Raw genomic sequence first — 12,291 nt, forward strand, 5'->3', positions numbered from 1 at the left:
CATGAGGTCTCCCGCCATGGATGGAGGCAGCCGTACGGGTCATCGTCGGCACGTAGGGTTACGCGCGGGAACGGCGGAGAATAAATAACGATGTCGGACGTCACTATCAAACAACTCGCCCAGCAACTGGGTTTGCCGGTCGACAAGCTGCTTGGGCAGCTTGGCGAAGCCGGAATGAAATTCTCCGATGCGGAGCAAGTCATCAGCAGCACTGAAAAGTTCAAGCTGCTTGGCTTCCTGCGTCGCACGCATGGCAAGAACGACGCCGCTCCCGAAGCGGACGAGTCGGCGCCGCGCCAGATCACGCTCAAGCGCCGCACCGTTGGCGAGCTGAAAGTGAACTCCGGCACGGGCCGGGGCGCTGGCGCCGCCAAGACGGTCAACGTCGAGGTCCGCACCAAGCGCACGTACGTCAAGCGCAGCGCGATCGCGGAAGATGCCGCACACGAGCCGGAGCGCGAGGAAGCCGCGCGCAAGCTGGCCGAGTCGCACGCCCAGCGCGAGCACGAGGAATCGGCCCGCCGCGAGGAAGCCGAGCGCCGCGAACAGGCCGAGGCGGCCCGTCGCGAAGCCGAGGCCGAAGCGCGCCGCCAGGAAGAGGCCGCCGCGGAAGCGCGTCGCCACGCCGAGGCCGAACAGGCCGCGGCGGAACGCGCACGCGCCGAGCAGGCACAAGCCCCCGCGGACGCTCCGTCGACGGTCGAGGCATCCGCCCCGGCAGTTGCGGCGCCCGGCAACGACGATGGCGTGACCCACCAGACGGGCAAGCTCGATACGCGCTCGCTCGGCATGATCCTGCCGCGCATCCACGAGCCGCGTAAGCGCGAGCGCGTGATCGCCAAGCCGGCTCCCGCTCCGGTTCCGCCGCCGGCACCCGCTCCGGCGCCTGCGCCGGCTCCGGCCGCCGCGCGTCCCGCGGCGTCCGCGCCCGCTTCCCGCCCGGCACCGGGCGCGGTGGCGGCCGCCAACGATTCACGTGGCAACGCGCGTCCGAAACAGGGCGGCGGTGGTGGTGGTGGCGGCGGTGGCCGCGATCGCGAGGCGGGTGGCAAGCGTTTCGCCGCTGGCGAACTGCACCTGTCCGATGCCGACCGCGCGCGCCGTTCCAGTGGCAATCGCCGTGGCGGCAAGGCCAAGGGCCGTGCCGAGGCACCGCGTGGCGGCGCTTCGTCGGGTGGTCCGCATGGTTTCACGCGGCCGACCGTCGCCGTGGTTCGCGACGTGGTGATCGGCGATAACAACCTCGTCGCCGAGCTGGCGCAGAAGATGGCCGTGAAGGGCGCCGAGGTAGTCAAGGCGCTGTTCAAGATGGGCGTCATGGCGACCATCAACCAGACGATCGATCACGACACCGCGGCGCTCGTCGTCGAGGAACTGGGCCATAACCCGGTCCGCGCGACCGAGAACGACGCGGAAGCCGCGCTGGCCTCGCACACCCAGAGCGTCGAGCTCGAGGGCGAGAAGGTCACGCGTCCGCCGGTGGTCACGATCATGGGTCACGTCGACCATGGCAAGACCTCGCTGCTGGATTACATCCGCCGCACGAAGGTCGCCTCGGGCGAAGCCGGCGGCATCACGCAGCACATCGGCGCGTACCACGTCGAAACCAGCCGTGGCGTGATCACCTTCCTCGACACCCCGGGCCATGCCGCGTTCACCTCGATGCGCGCACGCGGTGCGCAGTCCACGGATATCGTGGTGCTCGTGGTCGCCGCGGACGACGGCGTCATGCCGCAGACGCAGGAAGCCGTGCGTCACGCGCGCGCCGCCAAGGTGCCGCTGATCGTCGCGGTCAACAAGATGGACAAGTCCGACGCCAATCCGGACAACGTGAAGCAAGGCCTCGCGAACCTCGAAGTCATCCCGGAAGAGTGGGGCGGCGACACGCCGTTCGTGCCGCTTTCGGCGAAGACCGGCGACGGTGTCGAAGCGCTGCTCGACGCGATCTCGATCCAGGCGGAGATCATGGAACTCAAGGCGGTGGCCGATGGCCGTGCCTCGGGTGTCGTGATCGAATCCAGCCTCGACCGTGGCCGTGGCCCGGTGGCGACGGTGCTGGTCCAGCAGGGCACGCTGAAGAAGGGCGATTTCGTCGTCTGCGGTATCGAATACGGCCGCATGCGTGCGCTCGTCGATGAGACCGGCAAGCAGGTGAACGAGGCCGGCCCGTCGATTCCCGTGCAGGTGCTGGGTCTTTCCGGCGTGCCGGAGTCGGGTGACGACTTCGTCGCGGTCGAGGACGAGCGTCTCGCCCGCCAGGTCGCCGCCGAACGTCAGCAGAAGCGTCGCGAGAACCGCCTCGTTTCGAAGTCGAACCGTCTCGAAGACATCATGGCCCAGATGGGCCAGGGCGAAGGCCAGCAGACCCTCAACATCCTGGTCAAGGCCGATGTGCAGGGTTCGGTGGAAGCGCTGCGCGATTCGCTCACCCAGATCGGCAACGACCTGGTGAAGGTGAACGTGATCTCGTCCGGCGTGGGCGGCATCACCGAATCGGAAGCCACCCTGGCGGCGGCCTCCAAGGCGCTGATCATCGGCTTCAACGTCCGTGCCGACGCGTCGGCGCGCAAGGTGATCGACACCAACGGCCTCGATGTCCGTTACTTCTCGATCATCTACGACGTCATCGACCAGGTGAAGCAGGCGGCGTCGGGCCTTCTCGGCGTGGAAATCCGCGAGGAGATCATCGGTATCGCGCAGGTCCGCGACGTATTCCGTTCGTCGAAGTTCGGCGCCGTGGCGGGTTGCATGGTCACCGAGGGCTTCGTCAAGCGGTCCAAACCGATCCGCGTGCTGCGCGACAACGTCGTCGTGTTCCAGGGCGAACTGGAATCGCTCCGCCGCTTCAAGGAGCTGGTGGACGAGGTCCGCAACGGCATGGAATGCGGTATCGCCGTGAAGCAGTACAACGACGTGAAGGTCGGCGACCAGATCGAATGCTTCGAGCGCATCGAAGTGGCCCGCACGCTGTAACAGCGGGCAATGCGCCTCCCCGGCATATGCCGGGGAGGCTTTATTCGTTATTGCACCCCTAAAAACTGGAGGCGGATATGCCGTCCCGTGATTTCAAGCGCACCGACCGCGTCTCCGCCGAACTCCGGCGCGAGATCGGCCTCCTGGTGCATGCCGCGGTACGCGATCACGCGTTGCCGTCGGTCAGCGTGTCCGACGTGGAAGTGACCAAGGACCTCGACTGGGCCACGGTGTGGGTGACCGCGCTGATGCCCGACCAGTCGGTCGTCGCGGTCAAGGCGCTGAAGGAACTGGCCCCGGAATTCCGCCGCGCGCTGTCGCGTTCCATGCGCCTTCGCCGCGTGCCCGAGCTGAAGTTCAAGTACGACGAATCCGTGGACACCGGCGAGCGGATCGAACGCCTGTTGCGCGAGAATCCCGTTCCCCCGGCCGAACCCGGGTCGTCGGACGAGACCTGAGTCGTCGGACAAGATCTGAGCCCATGGGCTCATGTGGGAGCCGCCTCAGCGGCGATAGGGTGCTCGCGACAAGGTTGCCCGCTGCCGCGGGATCGCCGGCATGGCCGGCTCCCCCACATAACGCCGCCATATCGAACCACGCTGCCCCATGAACCGCCGAACCTTCCGTGACATCCACGGCATCCTCCTGCTCGACAAGCCGCTGGGCCTGAGTTCCAACCAGGCCTTGCAGACGGCGCGACGGCTCGTGGGCGCGGCCAAGGGGGGCCATACGGGCAGCCTCGATCCGCTGGCGACGGGATTGCTGCCGCTCTGCTTCGGCGAGGCCACCAAGATCGCCGGCTGGCTGCTGGGTTCGCGCAAGGCCTATGAAGCCGAGGTGCGCCTGGGCGTCACCACCACCACGGCCGACCTGGAGGGCGAGGTGGTCGAGACGCGCCCGGTTCCCTCACTCGACGACGCGACCATCGAGGCCGCCCTGGCGCCCCTGCGCGGCCACATCGTCCAGGTCCCGCCCGCCTACTCGGCGATCAAGCAGGATGGCGTGCCGCTGTATGTCCGCGCCCGCCGCGGCGAGGCCGTGGACGTTCCCGCCCGCGAAGTCGATGTCTACCGCCTGGACGTGCTCGATCGCGAAGGCGACACCGTGCGCCTGTTCGTCGAGTGTGGCTCGGGCACCTACGTGCGCAGCCTCGCGGTCGATTTCGGCGCGAACCTGGGTTGCGGCGCCCACCTGACCGGCCTGCGCCGGCTCTGGGTCGAACCCTTCATGGCGCCCGCCATGGTCACGCTCGAGCAGTTGCACGAAGCCGCCGAGACGGGGCCGGATCAGCTCGAGGCCTGCCTCCTGCCCGTGGAAGCGGGCCTGGCCCATATCCCCCGGGTGGATCTCGACCCGGACCAGGCCCGGGTGCTGGGATTCGGCCAGCCCGTGCCGCTGGGGCAGGGCGCGGTCCCTGGCCGTTGCGGGGTCCGGGGCGCCGACGGGCGCCTGATGGCCTTGGGAGAGGTCGGTGAAGACGGTATCCTTCGCGTCCTCAGGGGATTCAACCTGCCGCCCGTCTGACCGGGCTTGTTGCCACTACGCGCAGGACGTTACAATTACGTGCTCGTTTAACGGCTTTCATCAAAAGCGAGGCTTGCGCAACTTCATCGGTAGTCGTTGAGGTTGCGCAAGTCTCGCACCCGCTTTTAAGGAATCGATACACATGTCGCTCACCGTCGAACAGACCAGCCAGATCATCAAGGACTACGGTCGCAAGGAAAACGACACCGGCTCGACCGAAGTCCAGGTCGCGCTGCTGTCCGCGAACATCACCGCGCTGCAGGATCACTTCCAGGCGCACAAGCAGGACCACCACTCGCGTCGCGGCCTGATCAGCATGGTCAACCGTCGCAAGAAGCTCCTGCAGTACCTCAAGGCGAATGACCTCGCCCGCTACCAGACCCTGATCGAACGCCTCGGCCTGCGCCGCTAAACCACCGGAACAGGACGAGGAGAGATCGAAGTGGCGAAAGTAACCAAGTCATTCCAGTACGGTAGTCACGAAGTCACACTGGAGACGGGCGAAATCGCCCGGCAGGCCTCCGGTGCGGTCATGGTCAGCATGGGCGGCACGGTCGTCCTGGTGACGGTCGTCGCGGCCCCCAAGGCACGCGAGGGCCAGGACTTCTTCCCCCTCACGGTCGACTACATGGAGAAGTTCTACTCCGCTGGTCGCATCCCGGGTGGCTTCTTCAAGCGTGAAGGCCGTCCGACCGAGAAGGAGACGCTGACCTCGCGCCTCATCGATCGCCCGCTCCGTCCGCTGTTCCCGGAAGAGTTCCGCAACGAGATCCAGGTCATCGCACAGGTCGTGTCGCTGAACCCGGAAGTCGACGGTGACATCCCGGCCCTGATCGGCGCCTCGGCCGCCATGACGCTGGCCGGCGTGCCCTTCAAGGGCCCGATCGGCGCTGCCCGCGTCGGTTACGCCAACGGCCAGTACATCCTGAACCCGACGGCTGCCCAGCTGAAGACCTCCGACCTCGACCTCGTCGTCGCCGGTACGGCCAAGGCCGTGTTGATGGTGGAATCGGAAGCCAAGCTGCTCAGCGAAGACGTCATGCTCGGCGCGGTGGTCTTCGGCCACCAGCAGATGCAGGCCGCCATCGACACGATCAACGCCTTCGTCGCCGAAGCCGGTGTCAAGACGTTCAAGTGGGAAGCCCCGGCTGCCAAGACGGCGCTGTACGACGCGGTCAAGGCCGTTGTCGGCAACCGTTTCGCCGAAGCCTTCCAGATCCGCGACAAGCTGGCTCGCCGCGACGTCATCGGCGCGCTGAAGACCGAGGTGAAGGCCGCGCTCGCCGCCCAGTCCGAAGCCAACGGCTGGACCGATGGCGACATCGGCGCCGCCTTCGGTGAGGTCGAGTACCGCACCCTGCGCGACGGCGTGCTGTCCACCAAGGTCCGCATCGACGGTCGCCAGCTCGACGACATCCGCCCGATCTCGGTGCGCGTCGGCGTCCTGCCGCGCACGCACGGCTCGGCGCTGTTCACCCGCGGCGAGACGCAGGCCCTGGTCGTCGCCACGCTCGGCACCACCCGCGACTCGCAGATCATCGACGCGCCGGAAGGCGAGTGGAAGGACACGTTCCTCTTCCACTACAACTTCCCTCCGTTCTCGGTCGGCGAAACCGGTCGCGTCGGCAGCCCGAAGCGTCGCGAGATCGGCCACGGCCGTCTCGCCAAGCGCGGCGTGCAGGCCGTCAAGCCGACGATCGAAGAGTTCCCGTACGTCGTTCGCGTCGTCTCGGAAATCACCGAGTCGAACGGCTCCTCGTCGATGGCCTCGGTCTGCGGTTCCTCGCTGGCCATGATGGACGCGGGCGTTCCGTTGAAGTCGCCGGTCGCCGGTATCGCGATGGGCCTGGTGAAGGAAGGCGACGACTTCGTCGTGCTCTCCGACATCCTGGGTGACGAAGACCACCTCGGCGATATGGACTTCAAGGTGGCCGGTACCGCCGATGGCGTGTCCGCGCTGCAGATGGACATCAAGATCGAAGGCATCACCGAAGAGATCATGCGCACGGCGCTGGCCCAGGCCAAGCGCGGTCGCGTGCACATCCTCGGCGAGATGGCCAAGGTGATGAGCACGGCCCGTTCGGAAATGAGCGAATTCGCGCCGCGCCTGCTGACGATCAAGATCCACCCGGACAAGATCCGCGAAGTGATCGGCAAGGGTGGCGCCACCATCCGTTCGATCACGGAAGAGACTGGCACCACCATCGACATCACCGACGATGGCAATGTCGTGATCGCGTCGGTCAACCGCGAAGCCGCCGAAGCCGCGCGTAAGCGCATCGAGCAGATCGTCTCCGACGTCGAGCCGGGCCGCATCTACGAAGGCAAGGTCGCCAAGCTGATGGACTTCGGTGCATTCGTCACGATCATGCCGGGCAAGGATGGTCTGGTTCACGTGTCGCAGATATCCAGCGAGCGCGTCGAGAAGGTCTCCGACAAGCTCAAGGAAGGCGACCTGGTCAAGGTCAAGGTCCTGGAAGTCGACAAGCAGGGCCGCATCCGCCTGTCGATGAAGGCCGTCACCGAAGACGAGAACGTCACCGGCTGATCCCTGGCTTTCAGTGTTGAATAAAAACCCGGCATCGCGAGATGCCGGGTTTTTTTGTGCTGGTTGTGAGGCGGCTCGGCTTCGCCATCGTGTTGGTTCTTTGCGTCGAGGAAGGGGGAGCCGTGGGCTGCCATTCTCGTCGCTAAGTCCTCGTCCGGCCTTCGCCTCCCTGCGGAATCGCTCCGAGAACGACACCCGACGCCTCCCCTGCCTCGACGGCAAATCAGCACGATGGCGAAGCCGAGTGAGCAAGGTTTACCTTGACCGCCGCAAACGTTTACATTCCTGAGTCGTCCCCGTCGCCGCCACTTGGCGACGCCTCCCCGGAGAATGCATGAGCTTCCGATTCCGTCCCCGCCCGTCCGTGCGCATGCTCTCGCTCGGTGCATCCCTCGCCCTGGCCGGCGCCGCGGGCGCCACATCGGTTGCTGACGCCGCTGTCGTTCCGGCGTCGAACGCACGGCTCGCTTCGCCGGAAATCGAGCGGAAGGTGGATGCGCTGCTGGCGCGGATGACCCTGGCCGAGAAGATCGGCCAGCTCGTGCAATACGGTGCGAGCGGCGCCCCCACGCCTGCCGACGGCAATGCGGTTGCCGTCAATCCGGAGACGCTTTCACAAGTCGACGCGATGGCGTTGGCGCGGAAGGGCGAGTTGGGTTCGATGCTCAACGTCGTCGGTGCCGCGAAGACCCGGCCGTTCCAGGAGGCGGCGCTTGGTAGCCGCCTGGGTATTCCGTTGCTGTTCGGCGCAGACATCATCCATGGATACCGCACCATCTATCCGGTTCCCCTGGGGCTGTCCGCGACGTGGGACCCCGCCTTGGTGCAGGAGCTTTCGCACATGGCCGCTGTCGAGGCGACGACTGGGGGCGTGAAATGGTTCTACTCGCCGATGGTCGACATCTCGCGCGATGCGCGATGGGGTCGTTCGACCGAAGGCGCGGGAGAAGATGCCTACCTCGGCGCGGCCATGGCGCGCGCCTACATTCATGGATACCAGGGAACGAACCTCGCGGACCCGGAAAGCGTGGCGGCATCGGTCAAGCATTTCGCCGCGTACGGTGCGGCGGAGGCCGGTCGTGAGTACAACACGACGGACATGTCGGACGTCCGTTTGCGCCAGGTGTACCTGCCGCCGTACCGGGCGGCTGTCGAAGCCGGCGCGGCGACGATGATGAGCGCCTTCAATGCGCTCAATGGCGTGCCCGCCACCGCCAGTCCATATCTCATGACGGACATCCTGCGCAAGGAATGGGGCTTCGACGGCTTCGTGGTGAGCGACTTCACCGCCGTGATGGAGTTGACCCATCATGGCATCGCGCTGGACGCCGCCACGGCGACCCGAAAAGCACTGCAGGCCGGCGTGGAGGTGGACATGATGAGCCACTTCTACGACACCCAGATTCCGAAGCTGCTGGGGGAAGGCACGCTGTCGATGGCGACCGTGGATGAAGCGGTACGGCGGGTGCTGCGGGTGAAATTCGCGCTGGGACTGTTCGAGCACCCTTATGCTCGTGGCACCGAGGTGGTGCAGGCTGTCGACGCGCATCGTCCCCTCGTACGTCGTGCCGCCGAAGAGTCCTTCGTGCTGCTCAAGAACGGCGGACAGGGCACGGCACCGGTGCTGCCACTCGACCGTCGCGTGAAGACACTGGCCCTCATCGGCCCGCTCGCCGACGCGGCCAGTGAGATGCAGGGAGCCTGGGGCGGTGCCCAGCATTTCCCCGATGTGGTCACGCTGCGCGGTGGGCTGACGGCACGCATGCAGAAACAAGGCGGAGAGCTGCTGTACGCGAAGGGCACCGACATCGAGACGGATTCCGAAGCGGGCTTCGCCGAGGCCATGGGCGCCGCCGCCAAGGCCGATGTGGTCGTGATGGCGCTGGGCGAATCGTCGCGCATGAGTGGCGAAGCCGGTTCGCGCGCGCACCTGGATCTTCCCGGCAATCAGCAGGAACTGCTCCAGCGGATCGTCGCGACCGGAAAGCCCGTGGTGCTGCTGGTGTTCTCGGGGCGTCCCCTGGTGCTCGATTGGGCCGACCGGAACGTCCCCGCGATCATGGCCATGTGGTTTCCGGGCACGGAGGCTGGTAACGCGGTGGCGGACGTGCTGTTCGGCGACGTCGCCCCCAGCGGCAAGCTGACGATGAGCTTCCCGCGCGCGGTCGGCCAGGAGCCGCTCTACTACAACCAGTTCCCGACCGGCCGACCGCCGGGCGATGCGGATCTGTCGAAGCCGCCGTCGCGTGGCACGGCGTTCATCTCGCGCTACATCGATGTACCCAACGACGCGCTGTATGCCTTTGGCCATGGCTTGTCCTACACCACGTTCGGCTACTCGGACGTGCAGGTATCGCGCTCCCGCGTGCCGTTGGCGGAAGCGAACGGTAAAAGTGCGAAGGACCTCGTTACCGTGACCGCCACGGTGAAGAACAGCGGGCGACGTGCCGGCACCGAGGTGGTGCAACTCTACGTGCGCAACCTGGGTGCGAGCGTCGAACAGCCGGTTCGCAGCCTGCAGGGGTTCCAGCGCGTAGCCTTGAAGCCCGGTGAGTCGAGGCGCGTGACCTTCCAGCTCGGCTTTCCCGAGCTGTCGTTCTGGAACGCGAAAAGCGAAGAAGTGGTCGAACCGACGCGGTACACCGTCTGGGTCGGCGGCAGTTCCAGGGCCGACCAGCAGGCGACGTTCGAGATCGCGCCTTGACGGCGTACCATACGCGCATGGCAGATAAACCTACCGATTTCATCGAACAGTACCAGGCCTTTGTCCGCCAGGGCGTCGAGGCCTGGGCGAAGCAGCTCGATCCGAAAGCCGCTCCCGCGGAGAGTTCGCCGGTGACCGATGTCATGGGGCGGCTGTTCGCCGGCCTTGGCGGATTCGGCGATTGGATGCGATCCATCGCCGGTGGCGAGACGCCTGGTGCGGGCTTCTCCGCCGGCATGCCGCCTTTCGGGCATGGGCCTGGCGTGCCTCCCGACTTCGACGAGTGGGCGCGAGCCGCCAACGATACGCTGTCGATGCCGGCCTTCGGCCTGACCCGCGAGCAGCAGGAGGAGCATCAGGCGCTGCTTCGCGCATGGATCGACTACGCCGGGCACTACCAGCGTTACCAGGCGCTGCTGCAAGGCGTGCACGAGCGGGCGAACGCGGCATTGCGCGAACAGGCCCCGCCCACGGACGCCGACTCCATGCGTTCGGTCTACGACCGCTGGGTGAACCTCGCCGAGGAAAGCTATGCCGAGGCGGCGCTGTCGGAAGAATTTCGCGAGGTGTATGCCGCGCTGGTGAATGCGCAAATGCGCCTGCGGATGCTCCAGCAGCGGCAGGTCGAGCGGATGGCCGTGCAGGCGGGAATGCCCACGCGCAAGGAAGTGGACAGCCTGGGCGAGCGCCTGCAGGCCGCTCGCCGCGACCTGCGTCATCTGCAGGGCCTGGCCGCCGAGGTCGCCGCCCTGAAGGACGAGGTGGCCAAACTTCGTGGCGCCAGGGCGGACGTAAAGACGGCCGGGCCGAACCGCGTGAAAAAGAAACCCGCGGCGACGGCGAAGAAGGTGGCTGCGGCCGCGAATCGCGCTGGCGGCGTGAAGGCCGTGGCGGAGACGAAGCCTGCCTCGACGGCGAGCAAGCGCGCCGCGACCACCAAGGGCCGGGCACGATGAGCACGCCTCCGTTCCCGTTCGACCCGGAACGGGCGCACGCCGAGATCGAGGCGTTCCGGCGCAAGCTCGAGGCCGGGCTGGAGACACTGAAGCGCGTGGGGCCGATCGAGCTCGGCACGACGCCGCGCGAGGCGGTCTACACCGAAGACAAGCTGACACTCTGGCATTTCAAGGGCGAGAAAGCGCCCACGGCGAAGGTCCCCTTGTTGATCTGCTATGCGCTGGTCAACACGCCGTGGATGATCGACCTGCAGGAAGACCGGTCGATGGTGCGCAACCTGCTCGAACAGAGCGAGGACGTCTACCTGGTCGATTGGGGCTATCCGGACGGTGCGGACCGCTGGCTGACGCTGGAGGACTATATCGACGGCTACCTCGACCGTTGCGTGGACGTGGTGCGTGAACGCCATGGCCTGGACGCGGTGAACCTGCTCGGCATCTGCCAGGGCGGCGTGTTCTCGCTCTGTTATGCGGCGCTGCATCCGGAGAAGGTGCGCAACCTCGTCACCATGGTGACGCCGGTGGATTTCCATACACCCGACAACATGCTCTCGCACTGGGCGCGCAACGTGGACATCGACCTGTTCGTCGACGCCACCGGCAACGTGCCTGCCGACGTCATGAACTTCGCGTATCTCACGCTGAAGCCGCTGCGCCTGAACCAGCAGAAATACATCGGCCTCGTCGACATCCTCGACAACCCGAAGGAAGTGGAAAACTTCCTGCGCATGGAGAAGTGGATCTTCGACTCGCCCGACCAGGCGGGAGAGGCGTTCCGGGAGTTCGCCCGCGACTTCTTCCAGAAGAACCTGCTGATCAAGGGCGAAGCACACATCGGGGGACGCCGGATCGACCTCAAGAACATCACCCAGCCGGTGCTGAACATCTATGCGGAACAGGATCACCTGGTTCCGCCCGCGGCATCCGCGCCGCTGGGCAAGGCGGTGAGCAGCGACGATTACACCGCGCTGGCGTTCCAGGGCGGGCATATCGGCATCTACGTCTCCGGACGCGCGCAGAAACAGGTGCCTCCGGCGATCCACGCATGGCTTGCCGATCGATGACGGTGCGACTGGCGAAGATCCTGCTCACCCTGGCGCTCGCCGCCTTCGCCTTCGTGGTGACCTACGACAACCTGGCCGACTACGGTTCGAATTTCGCCTTCGTGCGCCACGTGCTGTCGATGGATACCACGTTTCCCGGAAACGCGCTGATGGGCCGTGCCATCACCACCCCGGCACTGTGGCACGTGGGCTATGGGCTCATCATCGCGGCCGAGGGCGCGACGTGCGTGCTGTTGTCATCGGGTGCGCTCGCGCTCTGGCGTGCCCGGCGCGCGAGTGGCGCCCGTTTCGAAGCGGCCAAGCGCTGGGTTGTCGCTGGCTGCACGCTGGGCTTCCTGGTCTGGTTCTTCGGCTTCATGGTCGTCGGTGGCGAGTGGTTCGCCATGTGGCAGTCGAAGGTCTGGAACGGGCAGGAGGGGGCGTTCCGGTTTTACATGGCGTTGCTGGGTGTGTTGATCTTCGTGAACCAGCGCGACGGCGATCTGGAAGAGCATCGCCGCTAAAGCGGCTCGCCATCGCCGT

The 12,291-nt window shown here is 66.3% G+C and carries 9 protein-coding genes; all 9 read left to right on the forward strand.

The genetic code is table 11. The features are described 5' to 3' along the window. Positions 1-90: 90 nt before the first annotated feature. The 9 genes from infB (at position 91) to ACN9M2_RS08765 (ending at position 12,272) form a co-directional block, all read left to right on the forward strand. Positions 91-2,973, forward strand: a complete 2,883-nt coding sequence (gene infB, locus ACN9M2_RS08725) for a translation initiation factor IF-2 (protein ID WP_426287680.1) — start codon at positions 91-93, stop codon at positions 2,971-2,973. A 77-nt stretch (positions 2,974-3,050) separates the two neighbouring features. Continuing rightward, on the forward strand, positions 3,051-3,431 hold the full coding sequence (rbfA, locus tag ACN9M2_RS08730; protein WP_426287681.1) for a 30S ribosome-binding factor RbfA: 381 nt from the start codon (positions 3,051-3,053) through the stop codon (positions 3,429-3,431). A gap of 148 nt (positions 3,432-3,579) precedes the next feature. Beyond that, on the forward strand, positions 3,580-4,497 hold the full coding sequence (gene truB / locus ACN9M2_RS08735) for a tRNA pseudouridine(55) synthase TruB (protein ID WP_426287682.1): 918 nt from the start codon (positions 3,580-3,582) through the stop codon (positions 4,495-4,497). 142 nt (positions 4,498-4,639) lie between these two features. Beyond that, positions 4,640-4,909, forward strand: coding sequence for a 30S ribosomal protein S15 (gene rpsO / locus ACN9M2_RS08740; protein WP_426287683.1), 270 nt, complete (start codon positions 4,640-4,642; stop codon positions 4,907-4,909). A 30-nt stretch (positions 4,910-4,939) separates the two neighbouring features. Next, on the forward strand, positions 4,940-7,045 hold the full coding sequence (gene pnp / locus ACN9M2_RS08745; protein ID WP_426287684.1) for a polyribonucleotide nucleotidyltransferase: 2,106 nt from the start codon (positions 4,940-4,942) through the stop codon (positions 7,043-7,045). Positions 7,046-7,379: 334 nt separating this feature from the next. Beyond that, complete coding sequence (locus tag ACN9M2_RS08750) at positions 7,380-9,749, forward strand: glycoside hydrolase family 3 N-terminal domain-containing protein (protein ID WP_426287685.1); 2,370 nt, start codon at positions 7,380-7,382, stop codon at positions 9,747-9,749. 17 nt (positions 9,750-9,766) lie between these two features. After that, positions 9,767-10,705, forward strand: coding sequence for a poly(R)-hydroxyalkanoic acid synthase subunit PhaE (locus tag ACN9M2_RS08755; protein ID WP_426287686.1), 939 nt, complete (start codon positions 9,767-9,769; stop codon positions 10,703-10,705). Continuing rightward, complete coding sequence (locus ACN9M2_RS08760) at positions 10,702-11,769, forward strand: class III poly(R)-hydroxyalkanoic acid synthase subunit PhaC (RefSeq protein WP_426287687.1); 1,068 nt, start codon at positions 10,702-10,704, stop codon at positions 11,767-11,769. The genes ACN9M2_RS08755 and ACN9M2_RS08760 overlap by 4 nt, the downstream gene beginning before the upstream one ends. Then, the gene (locus ACN9M2_RS08765; RefSeq protein WP_426287688.1) at positions 11,766-12,272 is read left to right on the forward strand and encodes a DUF2165 family protein; all 507 of its coding nucleotides are present in this window, start codon (positions 11,766-11,768) and stop codon (positions 12,270-12,272) included. Before ACN9M2_RS08760 ends, ACN9M2_RS08765 begins: the two co-directional genes overlap by 4 nt. Positions 12,273-12,291: the final 19 nt, after the last annotated feature.

This window comes from Luteibacter sp. E-22 (assembly GCF_049913125.1).
Lineage (GTDB): Bacteria > Pseudomonadota > Gammaproteobacteria > Xanthomonadales > Rhodanobacteraceae > Luteibacter.

Excerpts from the sequence above, each read along its gene's own strand:
- ACN9M2_RS08755 (WP_426287686.1), top strand. The coding sequence starts at position 9,767 with ATGGCAGATAAACCTACCGATTTCATCGAACAGTACCAGGCCTTTGTC.
- ACN9M2_RS08750 (WP_426287685.1), top strand. The coding sequence starts at position 7,380 with ATGAGCTTCCGATTCCGTCCCCGCCCGTCCGTGCGCATGCTCTCGCTC.
- rbfA (WP_426287681.1), top strand. The coding sequence starts at position 3,051 with ATGCCGTCCCGTGATTTCAAGCGCACCGACCGCGTCTCCGCCGAACTC.
- rpsO (WP_426287683.1), top strand. The coding sequence starts at position 4,640 with ATGTCGCTCACCGTCGAACAGACCAGCCAGATCATCAAGGACTACGGT.
- truB (WP_426287682.1), top strand. The coding sequence starts at position 3,580 with ATGAACCGCCGAACCTTCCGTGACATCCACGGCATCCTCCTGCTCGAC.
- infB (WP_426287680.1), top strand. The coding sequence starts at position 91 with ATGTCGGACGTCACTATCAAACAACTCGCCCAGCAACTGGGTTTGCCG.
- ACN9M2_RS08760 (WP_426287687.1), top strand. The coding sequence starts at position 10,702 with ATGAGCACGCCTCCGTTCCCGTTCGACCCGGAACGGGCGCACGCCGAG.
- ACN9M2_RS08765 (WP_426287688.1), top strand. The coding sequence starts at position 11,766 with ATGACGGTGCGACTGGCGAAGATCCTGCTCACCCTGGCGCTCGCCGCC.